This is a genomic window from Sphingomonas koreensis (assembly GCF_002797435.1).
GTDB lineage: Bacteria > Pseudomonadota > Alphaproteobacteria > Sphingomonadales > Sphingomonadaceae > Sphingomonas > Sphingomonas koreensis.
Map to the genome: position 1 here is coordinate 4,107,938 of NZ_PGEN01000001.1, position 17,801 is coordinate 4,125,738.

Here is a 17,801-nt window from a genome sequence, read left to right on the forward strand (position 1 = left end):
CATGACGGAGATCGTCGGCTGGCGGGCGCTAGTTCAATTCCGTATCGAGCGAGTCCAGAATCCGCGCGCCGGCCATGAACACCGTGATCGGGCAGGCGGCGAAGAGCATCCAGCCGCCCATGCCGGGATATTGCTCCAGATAGTGCAGGCCGCGGTCTACTGCGCCGACGCCGAGCGCGTAGATCACCATGAAGGCTTCGAAACGGGTCTTGATGGTGAACAGGCGTTTGACGCGGGCAAGCATGGCCGGATTGACGCAAGAAGCGGGCCAGTGGCGGAAAACCGCGATTCCGCGCCAATCGATATGGTTAGCTGTCAATTAACTCGACGATTCCCAGCAGGTCGAGCAGCGCGGCGCGGGCCGCTTCGATCCGGGCGATCAGCGCCGGGTCGCCGATCTCGTCCTGCGCGATCGTCTCGGGCCAGTGCATCTCGACCAGCGCGGCGATGCGATCGAGCTTTCCCGGATCGACCAGGAAGCGCGGATCGATCGTGGCAGGATCGGCGACGACGCGCAGGCGGAGGCACGCAGGGCCGCCGCCATTGGCCATCGACTGGCGGACATCGACCACCTCCAGATGCCGGATCGGGCCGTTCCCGGCGACATGCGCCTGAAGCCAGGCCCAGACGCTCGGTGTGTCGCGCGCCTCGGTTGGGAGGACCAGCGCGGTCTCCCCCGAGGGCAGGGTCACCAGCTGCGCGTTGAACAGGTAGGAGGAGATGGCGTCGGCAAGGCTGACCGCAGAGGCGGGCACCTCGACGATCTCGACCTCCGGCATCACGCGGCGGAGGTCGGCGTAGAAGCCCTGCTTGTCCGCGAATGCCTGCTCATGCGCGAACAGGACGCGGCCATTGGCGACCGCGACGACATCGTTGTGGAAGGCGCCGGCGGCGATCGCCGCTTCCGACTGCTGGACGAACAGCGTGCGGGCCGGGTCCAGACCGTGGCGGCGCGCGACGGCTTCGCTGGCCTCACGGTGCTGGCGGGCGGGGAAGGGCCCGCCGGAGACGCCATAGACGAACACTTCGACGCCGGGTGCGTCATGCTCCGGGCAGAGGCGCATGTGGTTGGCGGCGCCTTCGTCGCCAAACGGGGCGGGAACGGGGCCGTGGACCCGGAAGGCGTCGTTGCCGAAGGCGAGGCGCAGCTGCGCCAGCGTCCCCGGCCATTCGTGGCTGCGGTGCGGCATCGTCACGAGATTGGCGACGGTCAGGTGGCAGCGGCCGTCGGCGGTGTCGGGGGCCGGAGAGACGGTCGCCGCGTTGGCGGCCCACATCGACGAGGCCGACAGTGCCTGTGCCTGGAGGTGCGCGGCGGCGTCGGTGTAGCTCGTCGCGAGCGAGTCCAGCCAGCGATGGTCGGGGCGGGCGTGGGGCAACAATATGCCCTGGGTCAGCCCGAGCGCCAGATTGGCGCGCATCTTGGCGATGCCCTGAAGCGCGGCGGCGCGGGGTTGCGAGACGGCACCGCTGTTGCGGGTCGCGGCGAGATTGCCGGGGCTGAGGCCGGCATAATTGTGGCTGGGACCGATCAACCCGTCGAAATTGATCTCAACGCGGGGCATGACGAACCTCTTGTCCCGCTTCGACACCGAGGATCGATGCGGACATGGCGTCCACGGTGACTCCGCCATCGCTGAGGCCGATGCGGCCGTGACAGGCGCGGAAGTCGCTCAGCGTGCCGCGGGCGATGATGCTGGCGCTGCCGCCATCGGCGATGTCGACGACCTTGTCGGTCCGCGAATCGCGGACGGTCATCACCTGATCGGTGCGGGCGGTCATGGTCGGGCCGCCGTCGAAGATGTCGATGTAGTTCTCGAACGCGAAGCCCTCCTGTTCCAGCATCCGCATCGCGGCGCGGCCGGAGGGGTGGGGCAGGCCGATCACGCTGCGCGCACCCTCGGTCAGCATCGCGGTGTAGATCGGGTGCTTGGGCATCAGATCGGCGATGAACTGGTTGCCGTGGATCGCATTGAATTCGTCGGCCTGCTGGAAGTTCATGCCGAAGAAGCGGCCCGCGACGCCGTCCCAGAATGGCGATCCGCCGGCCTCGTCAATCACCCCGCGCAGTTCGGCGAGAACGCGGTCGCCGAAGCGGGCCCGATGCATCGCGATGAACAAATAGCGGCTGCGGGCGAGCAGCATGCCTAGGCCACCGGCACGCTCGCCGGGGTGGAGGAACAGGCCGCCGACTTCGCTGCAGCCTTCCAGATCGTTGGTGAGGCTGAGGATTTCGGCGCGGAAGGTGCGCGCGAGCGCCTCGCTGTGCTTGGTCTCGATGCCGAGGCGATAGCTGTAGAAGGGCCAGCGCTGGCCGACCTGGGTGAAGATCTGGCAGGTGCCGCGGACTTCGTGAGTTTCGCTATTCTCGAGCACGAGCACGAACAGCTCGTCCTTGAGCGCATCGTCGGTGCGGGAAAAGGCCAGCGCGCTGCGCTCGAGCTTGGCCCGCAGCGCCGGCTTTTCGGGCGGCAGATTGGTGAAGCCGCCGCCGGTGAGCTTCGCCATCTCATAGAGCGCCTGAAGGTCGTCTTCGCGGGCGGGGCGGATCAGGAAGGTCATACGCGGCCCTTCTCGATGATGCGCAGGATGGTGAGGGTGGAGAGCGCGGCGCGCTCGGGCAGGCTTTCAGGGATAAGAAATTCCTCTGCACTATGGATCGCGCCGCCGCGGGCGCCCATGGTGTCGACCACGGGCACGCCGCAGGCGGCGATGTTGTTGCCGTCGCACACCCCGCCCGTGGCCTTCCACGCAACGGGGATGTCGAGATCCGCGCCGGCCTGCTTGACCAGCCCGAACAGCCGCTCGGCGCCGGGATCGAGGGGCTTGGGAGGGCGGTTGAAGCCGCCATGGACATGGATGTGGACGTCGTGCGCGGCGGCGACTTCGGCGGTCGCGGTCTCGACCAATGCGGCGGCGCGGGCGATCGCCTCATGCGAGGCGGGGCGAAAATTGACGCGCAGGATGGCGAGATCGGGCACGACATTGTTGGGACCGCCGCCCTCGATCCGCGCGGGGTTGACCGCGAGGCCCTCGCCCTTCGCAGCGGCGAGGCGCAGGGCGAGGTCGGCGGCGGCGACGATCGCGTTGCGGCCTTCCTCCGGATTGCGGCCGGCATGGGCGCTGCGGCCATGGACGACGATCGAGAAATTGCCGGTGCCGCCGCGTGCGCCGGCCAATGTGCCGTCGGGAAGGGCGGGTTCGTAGGTGAGTGCGGCGACCTTGCCCTGGGCTGCCTGTGCGATCAGCGCGGCGGAAGCGAAGGAGCCGGTCTCCTCGTCCGAGTTGATCACGACCTCATAGCCGAAGCGTTCGGCGGCGGGCGTTGTTTCGACGGCCCGGAGCGCGGCGAGCATTACGGCGATCCCGCCTTTCATGTCCGCCGCCCCCGGCGCGTTGAGACGGCCGTCGGGCAGCCAGGTCGCAGACTGGAAGGGGTGATCGGCGGGGAAGACGGTGTCCATATGGCCGGTGAACAGCATCTGGACCGGCGCTTCTGGCCGCACGCGCAGATGGAGGTGGCGGCCATGGGCAAGCGGGAGGACTTCGCCCCTGGTATCGACGGTCTCGACCGGCGCGGGATCGACGAGGGTCGGGTCGCCGGGAAGCGCGGCAAAGGCGCTGGCGAGCATATCCGCCATCGTGGCGAGACCGGGAAGATTGCGCGTGCCGCTGTTGACCGCGACCCAGCGTTCGACCTGAGCGAGCATCGGGGCCGCGCGGGCGTGCTCGATCGCGGCGGATTCGATTGCGGTGAGAGCCATGCGCGGCAGGTGTATCGGGTGATACGCGGCGGGTGAACCCCCGGTGCGTGGAAAGTTTCCTGCGGTACCGGTTGGGGCGCCGGACGCTCTGGAAAGTCCCAAAGGTCACGCCCCTGCGCGTCCGCAAGGGCTGACGGAGTTGACGGTTTTGGCGCGTTTTTCTGTGCGGGTGTCAGGCGCTGATCTACGGCGTCAAAGGGCGGCCCGGCATACCGGGCACGGAGAGTGGGGCAGGGGGAATCCTACATTGCAAGGCGGCGGCCCGGACCGTGTGCGGAAGGCTCCGACCCAATTCCGCAGAATTGGCCCGTGCGACCTGTACGACGCTGACCAGGCTGAACCGAGCAAGACGGGTCATCTTGCCCGAGCGCCGCGCTGCTGGGATGGATCATTGCGGACCCGATATGCAGATCGAGCAGGCGAGGGCCGGATCTTCTCCGCGCTGGTCACCAGCGGCGGCTAAAGGACACTCAGCCGCGCGCCATCAGTTCCAGCAGCCTGCCGGTCATCGCCTTGGGGTCCGCGCGACCATTCTGGTTGGTCAGGATGATCGTGGAGAGCGGTTGCGAGACGTCACGGCGATACCAGCAGGAGAAGCCGGCTGTGCCACCGCCGTGCGAGACGATTGTCCGTCCGCCGACAGTCTCGACCTCCCAGCCATAGCCCCATCCGGCGGGCTGGCCGTTGGCGAGCTGGGCGGGCGTCCACATCCTCCGGCGAACCTCGGCGCTGAGAATCGTTCCGCGATCGAGCGCAACCGACCAGCGGTTGATGTCGGCGGCGGTCGAGAGCAGGCCGCCTGCCGACCAGGTTGCGCCCGGTGCGCTGCGAGGCGGGTTGTCTTCATAGCTGTCGCCCCTCCAGAAATGGCCCGAGGCGCAGGGTGCGTTGCCGGGCAGGCGGTTTCGCGGGCCGGTCGATAACATGCCGGCGGGGGCAAAGAACCGGCGCTCCAGCTCGTCCCAATAGCCGTTGCCGGTCACCGCTTCCGCGGCCATCCCCAGCAGAATGAAGCCGAGATTGTTATAGGCGTGCTTTTCGCCGGGGGCGAACTGCATGGGCCGATCGGTCGCCATCGCCACAATTTCCCGCGGTTTGAGATCCTGTCCCATGACCGCGAAGAAATTGCTCTCGTCGAGATACTCGGGAAGACCCGAAGTGTGGCTGAGCAGCTGGGCAAGCGTGAGCTCGCGCCATCGGGCCGGAAGCTCTGCGACATAGCTGCCGATCGGGATTTCAGTCCGGAGCCTGGCTTCTTCCTGGAGCTGGAAGATCAACGATGCGGTGAAGATCTTGGTGAGCGAGCCGATCTCGAAAACTGTCTGCGCATCCGGCGCGGTCTGCGATCCGCTGCGGACCGATCCTTCGCCTCCGGCAATCACGACCTTGCCGTTGCGAACCACGCCTGCGGCGAGGCCTGGCGCACCATCCAGCGGCAGGTCGGCAAGGGGGCCGGGCGTGAGTCCGGACGCAGTGGGGCGCCCGGGCAAGAGCCAGGGCGTCGCCGCCATAGCGCCGATCAAGTGCCGCCTTGACCAGCTGCGGTTCGTGGAGCCGGTTGCGGACATGCGTACCTAGAAATCGATCAGCAGCGATGCGCGGCTCGTCGTGTCCGTCGTCTTGCGTCCGGCCGGTGGCGTGCTTTCATAGTTCACGGCGTAGGACATCTGCGTCGAGAGCGGGCCGAACAGGCGGACGCGCAGCGCGGTCTTGGTGGTGATGGTGCTGTTCGCCTGCTGCAGATAGGCGGACGCGTCCTGGCTGAGCGTGATCGCGGACGAAAGTTTCCAGTCGAGATCGAGCTTGCCGCGTGCGGCGATCTGGCTTTCGATCGTGTCGTCGGTGAAGGCGGTGTGGCGATAGGCGGGGCCGAGCTCGACATCGATGCGCAGCCTGCCGTCGTTGACCGCGGTGTAGCCCGCCCCGGCCGAGACCGAGTAGCGCTCGTTGAAGCCGAGGAAGCGGTCGCTTTCGAACAGCGCCGCACCATAGGCGTAGAGGCGGTCGTTGACCTTGTAGTTGGGCTCGTAGCTGGCGAGATAGCGTTCGCGGACGACGCGGTTGAGGCTTTCCTGATAGTCGGCCTGCGCGCGCCATTTGTGGCGCCATTGCAGCCCCTCGCGCTTGACGTCGAGCACGCCGGTGAGGCCGACTGTCTCGGAATTGCCGGTGGTGACATAGCCGCCCAGTTCGGCGCGGCCCTTCACCAGATCGAGGAAGCGGGCCTCGCGCACGCGGCGTTCGGCAGCCTCGCGGCGCTCGCGCTTCCATGAGCCCGCCGCCTTTTCGGCGACCTCGACGCTCGCCTTGTCGGCGGCCTTGGCATATTTGACGATGGCGTTGACCGCGGCCTCGTCGCCCGCCTTCATCGCAGCGTCGAGCATTGCCTTGACCGTGTCAGGCATCTCGGGCGGGGCTTCGTCCGCCTGCGCGTTTGCGAGCAGCAGCGGGGCGAGGATCAGGGGGATCGTCCGGCGCATGGGCGTCCTGTTAATGCGGCAATGCGGCAAAATCGAGATCGAGTGGCGACATGTCGTTACCGGCCCGCATCGCCCCCGCTTGATGGGACTTATCGGCCGAACAAGACTTCGACTTGCTTATCCGGTTCATAGAAAACGAGGAATTCACGAACCAGATCGCAAATCTTGCGCCCGGTTTCCGGAAGATCTTCAGAACCCCATGAAGGATGCCAGGAAATGTGCCACACAACCTTACCTTCGGAATCTTCACGGCTGGCATGGTGTTTAAGATCATACTTTGATTCGGCGTTCTCTATGAGGATGCCGAATCCATCTCTATAATGCTCCAGAAAGAACATGTAGTCTGTGTTGCGATATCGGTATCTTGATATTTCCCGCGTGAAATCTCTACTTTCCATTTTGCATTCCGATCTGGTTGTATCTATTTCAATGCCATTGCATGCGCGTTCGGCGTATCACGTTGCCGTTCTTGTCCGGCTCATGCGCAAATTTAGCCTGAATTATTCACCGCGGTGGGGGTGAAGGGTTGGCGGGAGTGGCGTAAGCGTTTGCTTTGCAGTAGGAAAATGGGTGTCTAGACCAGTCCTGCAGCGAGGCAAAAAATGCCACAGGCCACACCCGCCGAGAGCGAGGATAACGCGCTTGGATTTTCGTTTCCAGCCATTGGCGGCAAAAAGCTCACAGCCGCGTTCGACGGTGGCCGGCTGACCTCGGATGGCGGTGTGCTGCTGCTGGCGCAGGCCGAGCGCGCGATGGGGATCTGCCGTCGGCTTGCGGCTTGCATTGCCGACCCGCGCGATCCTGCGCGGGTGATCCATCGCCTCGATGACATCCTGCGTGCCCGCACGTTCGCGATCGCCTGCGGCTATGAGGATGCCGATGATCTCGATGCCCTGCGCGACGATCCAGGCTTCCGCCTGGCGCTGGGCAAGTTGCCGGGATCAGGTGCCGGGCTTGCGAGCCAACCGACGATGAGCAGGTGGGAGAATGCACCGACCACGCGTGAGTTGGCCAGGATGATGGGTGCGATGATCGACATCTACTGCGCCAGCTATCCCGCCCCGCCGGCGGCGGTGACGCTGGACATCGATGATACCTGCGATGTCGTCCACGGCTACCAGCAGTTGTCGTTCTGGAATGGTCATCACGGTGAGCGCTGCTTCCTGCCGATCCACGTCTACGACACTGCGACCGGCCGCCCGGTGGCGATGCTGCTGCGGACCGGCAAGACGCCGTCGGGCGCCGAAGCTGCCGGCCACATCCGGCGCCTGGTGCGCCATATCCGCCGGCACTGGCCCGATACCCACATCACCATCCGTGGTGACGGGCACTATGGGCGGCCCGAGGTCATGGCGTTCTGCGAGGCGCACCGCGTCGATTACGTGTTCGGCTTGCCAACCAACGCCGCGCTGCGTGCCGATCCGGTCATCGTCGCGGCCGCCGATGCCTGCGCGGTCAAGCGCGCTCAGCGCCAATACCCCGTCCTGCGCAACTATGCCGAGACCCGCTACGGCGCCAAAAGCTGGAAGTGTCGGCGCCGCGTCGTCGCCCGGATCGAGGCCAGCACGCTGGGTATGGACATCCGCTATGTCGTTACCTCGCTTCAGGACGGATCGGCCGAGCATATCTACGACACGCTCTACTGCGCGCGCGGCCAGGCCGAGAACCTGATCAAGCGCCACAAGTCGCAGCTCGCCAGCGATCGCACTTCGTGCCGCTCAGCCAATGCCAACCAGATGCGCCTCATTCTGCACACCGCCGCCTACTGGCTGATGTGGCGCATCCAGCAGGCCATTCCCAAGGCCACCGCGCTGGCCGCTGCCGAGTTCGCGACCCTGCGCCTGCGGCTGCTCAAGGTCGCTGCCCGCGTCATCGAAAGCGCCTCGCGTATCCGCATTGCCTTCGCTTCAGCCTGCCCGGATGCCAGCGTGTTCAAAGACATCGCCACCAGCTTCCGGCCAACTCCTACATAGCCAGCGCGGCAGCGCCGCCCAGACCCCGAGCCCTCGTCCTTCAACCCTGAAAAGCCCATCGCTCCTGACACGGTGAAAAACACCGCCGATGGCGCTCGCCCAGGTCAAACCGCTATCGGCTGAACACAATCAGAACAGCCCAAAATCCCGGCCTCGTGAATAGGAGAGGTTAGTGAAGCAACTCCTGAAAGGGAGAGGGCTTAAACTGCGTTACCACCGAGATCGGGTTCGCTCGACGGAAAGCCCAGTGGTTCGGCGAAGAGTTCGAGCAGGCGGACATAGAGCGCGCGCTTGAACGGGACAATGACATGCGGCAGCTCGGCCGGGTCGATCCAGCGCCAGGCGCGGAATTCGGGGTGGGCGGTGGCGATGTCGATCGCCTCGTCGCCGGCGGTGAGGCGGAACAGGAACCAGCGCTGGCGCTGGCCGCGCCACTTGCCCTTCCACACCTTGCCGATCAGATCGTCGGGCAGGTCGTATTGCAGCTCCTCGGGCGCTTCCGCGACGAACTCGACCGCGTCGCGGACGACGCCGGTTTCCTCCCAGAGCTCGCGATAGGCGGCCTCCAGCGCGTCCTCGCCCGGGTCGATCCCGCCCTGCGGCATCTGCCAGGCCTCGAGCGTGGAATCGAGACGCTGGCCGACGAAGACCTGCCCGTCGCGGCTGAGCAGCATCACCCCGGCACAGGGACGGTAGGGGAGGGAAGCGAGGTCCTTCATGCCGCGGCCTGCATCATCACGCGATTGCCCTCGGCCTCGACCAGCACGTCCTTGAAGGCGACGAGCATGCCCGCGACATCGCCCTGCGCGGACGGGATCGCGCGGCGCAGCGTAATAAAGCCATGGATATTGCCCGCCGCCTCACGGAACACCACCGGCACGCCGGCGCCGATCAGCGCGGCGGCATAAGCGCGGCCCTGGTCGCGGATCGGATCGAGGCTGGCGGTGACGATCACCGCGGGCGGCAGCCCGGCGAGCGAGTCATTGGCCATCGGCGATGCGCGCCGGTGCGCGGTGTCGGCGGCATAGCATTCGGCGAACCAGTCGAGGCTTCGTCTGGTGAGCAGATAGCCCTCCCCGAAGCTGTCGAGCGAGGGATAGTCGGTGCGCAGATCCGCGGCGGGGTAGATGAGCAGCTGGGCGATCACCGGCACTGCGGCGGGATTGTCGCGAAACTCGATCGCGGCAACCGCCGACATCTGTCCACCCGCGCTGTCGCCGGCGAGTGCGATCGAGGTGACCGCGCGGCCAAGTTCGGCGGGACTCGAGGCGACCCAGCGGGCCGCGGACTCGGCATCGTCGGAGGCGGCGGGCCAGGGGTGTTCGGGAGCGAGGCGATAGTCGACCGATACGATCGGCAGATCGAGCGTGCGCGCCATTTCGGCGACGATCGATGCATGGGTATCGACATTGCCGATCACGAAGCCGCCGCCATGGAAATAGACGACGACCGGGCCGGGTTCGCGGCGCTCGCGCGCGTCGAACAGCCGGGCGGGGATGGTGCCGGCGGGGCCGGGAATCGCGAGGTCGCGCATCACCGCGAGGTCGCCGGGCGGGAGATCGACCAGATCCTTCATCCCCGCATATTGCGCGCGAAAGACCGCAGGCTGCGGCGGCCATTCGGGCTGGGGCATCGCGGCGAGCATGTCGAGAAAGACACGGACGTCCGGACGGACATAGGGATCGGCCAAGGGGTCATCTCCTGAGGAACTGGCCCGTTCTAGGCGACGCCCCGCCGCTGCGTCCACCGGATGAACCCGCGCTTTGCCGCAACGAAAGAAGAAATTCGCTATCGCCCGCGTAATTTGGCTGCTAGGGGCGCGCTCATGTTTCGAAAACGGCCCATTATGACCACCCGGAACGCGACCCGCTGAACCAGCCGGTCGTGGCGTTCGGGTTATGCCGCGAAACATCTTCAACCGGCGGGCGAACGGCCCGCTGACTTCCCACCGAAAAATGACTATGTCGCTGCCCGAATTCCGGGTGGCTTGACCGCATGAAAGGGTCTCACATGGGTTATCGTGTCGTTGTCGCAGGCGCTACCGGCAATGTCGGCCGCGAGATGCTCAACATCCTGGCCGAGCGGGAATTCCCGATCGACGAGCTGGCGGTGCTCGCCTCGTCGCGCTCGACCGGCGACATGGTCGACTTCGGCGAGACCGGGAAACAGTATAAGATCCAGAATATCGAGCATTTCGATCCGACCGGCTGGGACATGGCGCTGTTCGCGATCGGCAGCGAGGCGACCAAGGTCCACGCCCCGCGCTTCGCCGCGGCGGGCTGCACGGTGATCGACAATTCGTCGCTCTACCGCATGGACCCGGACGTCCCGCTGATCGTGCCTGAGGTGAACCCCGAGGCGATCGACGGCTACAAGGCCAAGAACATCATCGCCAACCCGAACTGCTCGACCGCGCAGATGGTCGTTGCGCTCAAGCCGCTGCACGATGCCGCGGGTGTGAAGCGCGTCGTCGTTGCGACCTATCAGTCGGTGTCGGGCGCCGGCAAGGAAGGCATGGACGAGCTGTTCGAACAGTCGCGCAACATCTTCGTCGGCGATCAGGCCGAGCCCAAGAAGTTCACCAAGCAGATCGCGTTCAACGTGATCCCGCACATCGACAGCTTCCTGGACGATGGCTACACCAAGGAAGAGTGGAAGATGGTCGTCGAGACCAAGAAGATCCTCGATCCCAAGGTGAAGGTGACCGCGACCTGCGTGCGCGTGCCGGTGTTCGTCGGCCACTCCGAAGCGGTCAATGTCGAGCTGGAGCGCGAGCTGTCGGCCGAGGACGCGCAGAAGATCCTGCGCGAGGCGCCCGGCATCATGCTGGTCGATAAGCGCGAGGATGGCGGCTACGTCACCCCAGTCGAGTGCGTCGGCGACTATGCGACCTTCGTCAGCCGCGTGCGCGAGGACGTGACCGTCGAGAATGGCCTCGCCTTCTGGTGCGTGAGCGACAACCTCCGCAAGGGCGCGGCGCTCAACGCGGTGCAGATCGCCGAACTGCTCGGCCGCCGGCACCTCAAAAAGGCGTGATCGATAGGGGGATGCGCCCTCCCGCCGTGCAGCGATGGTGGCTGCTCGCCTGCCTGGCGGGCGTGCCGCTGAGCGCGGTGGGGGCGGTGTATCCGCCCAATACCTGGCTCCAGGTCGGGCCGGTCGTTATCGGCGTCGTTCTCGGCTGGTGGGCGCTGCGGCGCTGGCCGCTGAGCGATGCCAGTGTCGGCTGGCTTGGCGCCTTCATCCTGCTTCACCTGTTCGCGGCGCGCTGGACCTATAGCAGCGTGCCCTATGACGCCTGGGGGCAGGCGGCGTTCGGGTTCAGCATCGACAATGCGCTGGGGTTCAAGCGCAACATGTTCGACCGGCTGGTGCATTTCGCGTCCGGCCTGTGCTTCGCCCGGCCGCTGGTCGAGATCGGGATGCGCTATGCCGGGCTGACACGGCGCATGGCGATCGTCGTCATGGTGCTCGCGGTGCTGGCGATCGGCGCGCTCTACGAGATCTTCGAATGGATGCTGACGATCGGCATGAACGCCGAGGCGGCGGATCAGTATAACGGGCAGCAGGGCGACATGTTCGACGCGCCCAAGGACATGGCGCTGGCGCTGCTGGGGTGCCTCACAGTGTTGCCGTGGATCAGTGCCCCGCAGCGGCCGGATCGTTCTCTACCCGGCCCTTCGGCTTCTTGAGGAACAGCACCAGCGGGATCGCGAGCGCGGTGACGATCATCATCGCCTTGAAGTCATTCAAATAGGCGATCATCGCCGCCTGGCGCGTCACCTCTGCATTGGCCATTGCCAGCAGCGTATCGGTCGAGCCGCCGAGATTGGCGAGCAGGCCGGGATCGAGCGTCTGGAGCCGTTCGGGCGTGACGTGCTGGGCGAGATCGGCATGGCTGGTCTGGCTGCTGCGCGCGAGCACCGTCGTCACCGCCGAGATGCCGATCGACGCACCGATGTTGCGCGACAGGTTGAGTAGGCTCGCCGCTTCGGTGCGCTGGTGCGGGGCGAGGGTGGCGAAGGCCATGCCGTTCAGCGGCATGAAGATCAGGCCCATGCCCAGCCCCTGGATGAAGCCCGAGACGATGAACGGCGTGCTGCCCATCTCGAGCGTCCATTGGGTCATGTCGTAGAGCGACCAGGCTGCGAGCGCGAAGCCGAGGCCGACCGCGATGCGCGGATCGAGGCCGCGCGCGATCAGCCGGGCCGACAGCGCCATGGTGACCAGCACGCCGATGCCACGCGGCATCAGCAGCAGGCCGGTATCGACCACCGGATAGCCGTAGAGAGTCTGGAGCATCGGCGGGAGCAGCGCCATCGTCGCCATCATCACGACGCCGACGACCTGCATGAAGGCGAGGGCGGTGACGAGGTTGCGGTTCTTCCACAGCCCGCGCTCGAACATCGGGTTCTTGCCGGTCGCCATGTGAACGACGAACATCCACAGCGCGATGACCGCGACGAGCATCTCGACCCAGATCTCGGCCGAGCTGAACCAGTCCTCCCCCTGGCCGCGGTCGAGCATCAGCTGAAGCGCGCCGATGCCGATGGCGAGCAGCGAGAAGCCGAACACGTCGAAGCCGCGCTTGCGGATCGGGCGGCTGGGCAGCAGCCACCACAGGATGACGAGGCAGATCGCGCCCAGCGGGAGGTTGACGTAGAACACCCAGCGCCAGTTGAAATTCTCGGTCAGATAGCCGCCGAGGACGGGGCCGAGGATCGGGCCGATCATGATGCCCATGCCCCATACGGCCATCGCCCGCTGCTGGTCCTTCGGCTCGTTGATGTCGAGCATCACCGTCTGGCTGAGGGGGTTCATGAACGCCGCCGAGATGCCCTGGAGCACGCGGAAGAACACCATCTCTTCGAGATTCTGGGCCATGCCGCACAGCGCCGAGGCGACGACGAAGCCGACGATCGAGATGAGGAACAGGTTGCGCGAGCCGATCCGGTCGGAAACCCAGCCGGTGATCGGAATCGCGATCGCCGAGGCGACGATATAGCTCGTCAGTACCCAGGTGATCGTGTCCGCCGTTGCGCCCAGTGAGGTCTGCATGTGCGGCAGCGCGACATTGGCGATGGTGGTGTCGAGGATCTGGATGATCGTCGCCAGCATCACCCCGAAGGTGAGCAGCCCCTTGTTGCGCACCGGCAGCGCCGCGCCCGAGGGGGCGTGGCGGGTGCGGCGGCAGCGGGCGAGGCGGCGGCGGTGGCCATCGCGCGGCTTACTTGCTCACATCCACTTTCACATCGGCAGAGAGACCGGCGATCAGCTCGCGCGGGCTCTTCTCGTCGATCGCGATGCGGACGGGCACGCGTTGAGTGACCTTGACCCAGTTGCCATTGGCGTTCTGGGCCGGGAGCACCGAGAATTCGCTGCCGGTGCCCGCGCCGATCGAGGCGACATGGCCCTTGAGCTTGAGCTTTGGATAGGCGTCGAAACTCACTTCGGCCGGCTGGCCGACACGCATCTTGTCGAGATCGGTTTCCTTGAAATTCGCCTCGACCCACGAGCCGCCAGAGCGGATGACGGTGACGGCCGGCAGGCCCGACATCATCATCTGGCCGACCTGAAGCCGGTCCGCCTGGCTGACGATGCCATCGACGGGGGCATAGCGCGCGGTGCGCGAGAGATCGAGCGCGGCCTTGTCGCGCTGGGCACGGGCGGCGGCGATGGCAGGATTGACGCCGGGGACGGCGGCGCCGTCGGCGAGCTTGGAGCGCGCCTCAGCGGCGCTGGCGACGGCGCTCTGGTAGCTCGCCTTGGCCTGCTCGACCGAGTGCTGCGCCTGTTCGTAGCGGGCGCGAGTGGTGAAGCCGCGGTCCATCAGCGCCTTTTGCCGGTCATAATCCTCCTGCGCGGAGGCGATGCGGTCGCGCGCGGCCTGAATGTCGGCGCCGGTGCCGGCATAGCTCGCCTGGAGCGTGCCGACCTGGACCTGCGCATTGGCGACGGCGGCGTTCGCCTGTTCGAGGGCGATGCGATAGGGCTCGGGGTCGATACGGAAGAGCAGGTCGCCGGCCTTGACCGGCTGGTTCTCCTTCACCGCGACCTCGACGATACGACCGGCGACGTCGCTGGCGACCGAGACCTTGTCCTGCTGGACATAGGCGTTGTCGGTCGAGACGGTTCCGCCTGACAATGCCCACCAGCTTCCCACCGCCGCGATCAGCAGCAGCGGCACCCCGAACATCAGGATCGGGCGCAGCCAGTTGCGCTTGCGGGGGGCAGGGGCAGCGATCTCGATCGCTTCGGCAGGATCGAGCTTGGGGTCTGCGTCAGCCATTGGCGGCCTTTCGGGTCTCATCGAGGGTGAGGTTCGCGTGGAGTATGGCGAGTGCGCTGTGCATCTGCTCGCGCTCCTCCGGAGCAATGCCGGTCATCATCTCGTCGAACATCGCATCGGCGAGCGAGCGGAGCTGGGCGAGCACCGGCTGCGCCTTCTCGGTCAGGTGGATGCGCCAGACGCGGCGGTCGGCGGGGTCGCGGCGGCGCTCGACCAGTCCCGCTTCCTCGAGCCGGTCGATCATGCGGCCGACCGTGATCGGCTCGATTTCCAGCAGCTCGGCGAGCATGCCCTGATTGCTGCCCTCATGTCGCTTGAGGATCGAAAGCGTGCGCCATTGCGCGCGGGTGACGCCGATCAGGCGCGCGCGCTCGTCGAAGCGCTTGCGCATCAGGCGGGAGATATCGCTGATCAGGAAGCCAAGTGAGTCGGTCATGGCGCGCGACATAATAAGCACGCTTATATATTGCGAGGCTCACGAATTGCATTGTTAGATTTGACGATTGCATCCTGTGCAACCAGCAAGGCTTTCATGGTACGGCAAAGTGCGGCATCCCGCAGCGATGCAGACTCAGTTTTTCGAGAGCTTCGACGGCACCCGGATCGCGTGGCGTGAGATGGGTGAGGGCAGGCCGGTGGTGCTGATCCACGGCTATTTCTCGGACGCCAACACCAACTGGATCAAATATGGCACCGCCGCGAAGCTGGTGGAGGCCGGCTTCCGCGTGATCATGCCCGACCTGCGCGCGCATGGCGAAAGCGGGCGGCCGCACGGGAGCGAGGCCTATCCGCCCGACGCGCTGGCGATGGATGCGGAGGCGTTCATCGAGCACCTTGGTCTGACCGATTACGACCTTGGCGGCTATTCGCTGGGTGCGCGGACCACTGTCCGCGTGCTGGCGCGCGGTATCGCGCCACGGCCGCGCCGGGCGGTGCTGTCGGGGCTGGGCGACGAGGGCGTGGTCGATACCGGGCGGCGCGCGGGCTTCTTCCGGCGGGTGCTGACCAACTTCGGCAGCTTCAGGCACGGCGACAAGGAGTTCATGTCGCAGGCTTTCCTCAAGACCACCGGCGGCGATCCGCAGGCGCTGCTCGGCATCCTCGACACCTTCGTGGATACGCCGGAAGCCGAGGTCGCGACATTCGACCTGCCGGTGCTGGTCGTCGGCGGTGAGGCAGACGACGAGGTAGGATCGTTCGAAGGGCTGGTCGGGATGCTGCCTGACGGCCGCTTCGTCGAGATCCCAGGCAACCATATGAGCGCGGTGACGCGTGCGGAACTGGGCGACGCGATCGTAACATTCCTGACTGCTTGACCCGTTCCGAGGGCGGGCGCAGTGTCCGCCGCTATCCCAAAACACGAGTCTTAAGAGGGGCCCATGATCCGCACCGGAATTTCGACCATCGCGCTTGCCATGCTGCTGGCGGCGCCTGCCGTCGCGCAGGAGAAGAAGGTGGCGCCCGGCGCCGCGACTCCGGCGGCAGCCGACGCGTTCCTCGAGCGCGCGACCAAGGAGTATAGCGAGTTCTCCGAGGACGATGCGCGGATCCAGTGGCTCTACGCGACCTATATCAACGACGACACGTCTGCGCTGGTCGCCAAGAGCGGCGCCGAAGGCACCGAGATGGCGGTGCGCTTTGCGCTGGAAGCGGCGAGGTTCGATAAGGTGAGCGGCCTGTCGCCCGACACGAAGCGCCAGCTCGACATCTTGCGCAGCGGCATCACTTCGCCTGCGCCGACCCGGGCAGGCGCCGCGGCGTCGCTTTCCAAGCTGCAGACCGACATGCAGACGGTCTACGGGACCGGCAAGGGCACGCTGAAGGGGCAGCCGATCAACGGCAGCGACATCGAGGCGGCGATGGGCACCAACCGCAACCCGGCCGAGCTCAAGGAGATGTGGACGAGCTGGCACGACAATGTCGGCGCACCGCAGCGCGCTGACTATCAGCGCGCGGCCGGCCTGCTCAACGAAGGCGCGCGCGAGCTGGGCTTCAAGGATGTCGGCGCGATGTGGCGCTCGAACTACGACATGCCGCCCGAGGAGTTCGCGAAGCTTACCGACAAGCTCTGGAACGAGGTGAAGCCGCTCTACGAGTCGCTCCACACCTATGTCCGCTGGAAGCTCAACGAGAAATATGGCGACGCCGTCCAGCCCAAGACCGGCCCGATCCGCGCCGATTTGCTCGGCAATATGTGGGCGCAGGAATGGGGTAATATCTACGATCTCGTCGCACCGCCGGGTTCGGGCGACCTGGGCTATGACGTCACCGATCTGCTCAACGCGAAGAAGTATGACGCGATCAAGATGGTGAAGACCGGCGAGGGCTTCTATTCCTCGCTCGGCTTCGCGCCGCTGCCGGACACGTTCTGGAAGCGCTCGCTGTTCGTGAAGCCTGCCGACCGCGAGGTTCAGTGCCACGCTTCGGCCTGGAACCTCGACAATGTCGACGACCTGCGCATCAAGATGTGCATCAAGGTGAATGGCGACGACTTCGTCGTGATCCATCACGAGCTGGGCCACAATTACTACCAGCGCGCATACAACAAGCAGCCCTTGCTGTACCGCACCGGCGCCAATGACGGCTTCCACGAGGCGATCGGCGATTTCGTCGCGCTGTCGATCACGCCGGACTACCTTGTTTCGATCGACCTGCTCGACAAGGACAAGGTGCCGAGCGCGGACAAGGACACCGGGCTGTTGCTGCGCCAGGCGATGGACAAGGTGGCGTTCCTGCCGTTCGGCCTGCTGATCGACAAATGGCGCTGGGGCGTCTTCTCGGGCGGGATCAAGCCGACCGGCTATCAGGGCGCATGGGATGCGCTGCGGCTGCAATATCAGGGAGTCGCCCCGCCGGTCGCGCGCGACGAGACCAAGTTCGATCCGGGCGCGAAGTACCATATTCCGGCCAACGTGCCCTACACCCGCTACTTCCTCGCGCGGCTGCTGCAGTTCCAGTTCTACAAGGCAGCATGCGATCAGGCAGGCTGGACGGGGCCGCTCCACCGCTGCTCGTTCTTCGGCAACAAGGACGTGGGCAAGAAGCTCGATGCGATGCTTGAAATGGGCGCGTCCAAGCCCTGGCCCGACGCGCTCGAAGCCTTCACCGGCAGCCGCGAGATGAGCGGCGCCGCGATGGTCGAGTATTTCGCGCCGCTCAAGGCATGGCTCGACGAGCAGAACAAGGGCAAGCCGACCGGCTGGTAAGTGCGGGAAACAAACCGACTGGCGGGTTGCGATCCGCCAGTCCGTCTATGCTGCAATCAATAGTGGGGAGCGGGAGCCAATGAGAAAGC

17 protein-coding genes are annotated in these 17,801 nt (G+C 65.9%); 5 read left to right on the forward strand and 12 right to left on the reverse strand.

The window, feature by feature from the left end; genetic code table 11:
- Window positions 1–28: 28 nt before the first annotated feature.
- The 7 genes from BDW16_RS19705 to BDW16_RS19735 form a co-directional block, all read right to left on the reverse strand.
- The gene (locus tag BDW16_RS19705; RefSeq protein ID WP_066580603.1) at window positions 29–244 is read right to left on the reverse strand and encodes a hypothetical protein; all 216 of its coding nucleotides are present in this window, start codon (window positions 242–244) and stop codon (window positions 29–31) included.
- A 64-nt stretch (window positions 245–308) separates the two neighbouring features.
- Window positions 309–1,565, reverse strand: coding sequence for an N-succinylarginine dihydrolase (locus BDW16_RS19710; protein ID WP_066580606.1), 1,257 nt, complete (start codon window positions 1,563–1,565; stop codon window positions 309–311).
- Window positions 1,552–2,562: an arginine N-succinyltransferase gene (locus tag BDW16_RS19715; protein WP_066580608.1), complete on the reverse strand. Its 1,011-nt coding sequence runs from the start codon at window positions 2,560–2,562 to the stop codon at window positions 1,552–1,554. Before BDW16_RS19715 ends, BDW16_RS19710 begins: the two co-directional genes overlap by 14 nt.
- Window positions 2,559–3,764 carry a hydrolase gene (locus tag BDW16_RS19720; protein ID WP_066580610.1) on the reverse strand — a complete coding sequence of 402 codons (1,206 nt, stop codon included), beginning with the start codon at window positions 3,762–3,764 and terminating at the stop codon, window positions 2,559–2,561. Before BDW16_RS19720 ends, BDW16_RS19715 begins: the two co-directional genes overlap by 4 nt.
- A 470-nt stretch (window positions 3,765–4,234) precedes the next feature.
- Window positions 4,235–5,275, reverse strand: coding sequence for a serine hydrolase domain-containing protein (locus BDW16_RS19725; protein ID WP_066580612.1), 1,041 nt, complete (start codon window positions 5,273–5,275; stop codon window positions 4,235–4,237).
- A 63-nt stretch (window positions 5,276–5,338) separates the two neighbouring features.
- On the reverse strand, window positions 5,339–6,244 hold the full coding sequence (locus BDW16_RS19730) for a DUF481 domain-containing protein (protein WP_066580614.1): 906 nt from the start codon (window positions 6,242–6,244) through the stop codon (window positions 5,339–5,341).
- Window positions 6,245–6,333: 89 nt separating this feature from the next.
- The gene (locus tag BDW16_RS19735; RefSeq protein ID WP_125958865.1) at window positions 6,334–6,582 is read right to left on the reverse strand and encodes a hypothetical protein; all 249 of its coding nucleotides are present in this window, start codon (window positions 6,580–6,582) and stop codon (window positions 6,334–6,336) included.
- 264 nt (window positions 6,583–6,846) lie between these two features.
- Here BDW16_RS19735 and BDW16_RS19740 point away from each other — a divergent pair, with 264 nt between their 5' ends.
- On the forward strand, window positions 6,847–8,217 hold the full coding sequence (locus BDW16_RS19740; RefSeq protein WP_066582092.1) for an IS1380 family transposase: 1,371 nt from the start codon (window positions 6,847–6,849) through the stop codon (window positions 8,215–8,217).
- Window positions 8,218–8,417: 200 nt separating this feature from the next.
- On the opposite strand, the gene BDW16_RS19745 is transcribed toward BDW16_RS19740, so the two are convergent.
- Both BDW16_RS19745 and BDW16_RS19750 read right to left on the reverse strand, forming a co-directional pair.
- The gene (locus tag BDW16_RS19745) at window positions 8,418–8,936 is read right to left on the reverse strand and encodes an RNA pyrophosphohydrolase (RefSeq protein ID WP_066581195.1); all 519 of its coding nucleotides are present in this window, start codon (window positions 8,934–8,936) and stop codon (window positions 8,418–8,420) included.
- Window positions 8,933–9,907: an alpha/beta hydrolase gene (locus tag BDW16_RS19750; RefSeq protein ID WP_066581194.1), complete on the reverse strand. Its 975-nt coding sequence runs from the start codon at window positions 9,905–9,907 to the stop codon at window positions 8,933–8,935. Before BDW16_RS19750 ends, BDW16_RS19745 begins: the two co-directional genes overlap by 4 nt.
- 320 nt (window positions 9,908–10,227) lie before the next feature.
- Between BDW16_RS19750 and BDW16_RS19755 the strand changes: the two genes are divergently transcribed.
- On the forward strand, window positions 10,228–11,253 hold the full coding sequence (locus BDW16_RS19755; protein WP_066581192.1) for an aspartate-semialdehyde dehydrogenase: 1,026 nt from the start codon (window positions 10,228–10,230) through the stop codon (window positions 11,251–11,253).
- 11 nt (window positions 11,254–11,264) lie between these two features.
- The gene (locus tag BDW16_RS19760) at window positions 11,265–11,909 is read left to right on the forward strand and encodes a DUF2238 domain-containing protein (protein ID WP_066581191.1); all 645 of its coding nucleotides are present in this window, start codon (window positions 11,265–11,267) and stop codon (window positions 11,907–11,909) included.
- On the opposite strand, the gene BDW16_RS19765 is transcribed toward BDW16_RS19760, so the two are convergent.
- The 3 genes from BDW16_RS19765 to BDW16_RS19775 form a co-directional block, all read right to left on the reverse strand.
- Entirely contained in the window at window positions 11,857–13,368 is a 1,512-nt protein-coding gene (locus tag BDW16_RS19765; RefSeq protein ID WP_241910314.1) for a DHA2 family efflux MFS transporter permease subunit, read from the reverse strand. The two genes, BDW16_RS19760 and BDW16_RS19765, sit on opposite strands and share 53 nt — an antisense overlap.
- A 76-nt stretch (window positions 13,369–13,444) precedes the next feature.
- The gene (locus BDW16_RS19770) at window positions 13,445–14,506 is read right to left on the reverse strand and encodes an HlyD family secretion protein (protein ID WP_066581184.1); all 1,062 of its coding nucleotides are present in this window, start codon (window positions 14,504–14,506) and stop codon (window positions 13,445–13,447) included.
- Window positions 14,499–14,942 (reverse strand): MarR family winged helix-turn-helix transcriptional regulator, encoded by a 444-nt coding sequence (locus tag BDW16_RS19775; RefSeq protein WP_066581208.1) that lies wholly within the window; start codon window positions 14,940–14,942, stop codon window positions 14,499–14,501. Before BDW16_RS19775 ends, BDW16_RS19770 begins: the two co-directional genes overlap by 8 nt.
- A gap of 127 nt (window positions 14,943–15,069) precedes the next feature.
- On the opposite strand from BDW16_RS19775, the gene BDW16_RS19780 reads away from it, so the two are divergent.
- Window positions 15,070–15,822 carry an alpha/beta fold hydrolase gene (locus BDW16_RS19780; RefSeq protein WP_066581183.1) on the forward strand — a complete coding sequence of 251 codons (753 nt, stop codon included), beginning with the start codon at window positions 15,070–15,072 and terminating at the stop codon, window positions 15,820–15,822.
- A 63-nt stretch (window positions 15,823–15,885) separates the two neighbouring features.
- Window positions 15,886–17,712: a M2 family metallopeptidase gene (locus BDW16_RS19785; protein WP_066581181.1), complete on the forward strand. Its 1,827-nt coding sequence runs from the start codon at window positions 15,886–15,888 to the stop codon at window positions 17,710–17,712.
- Window positions 17,713–17,801: the final 89 nt, after the last annotated feature.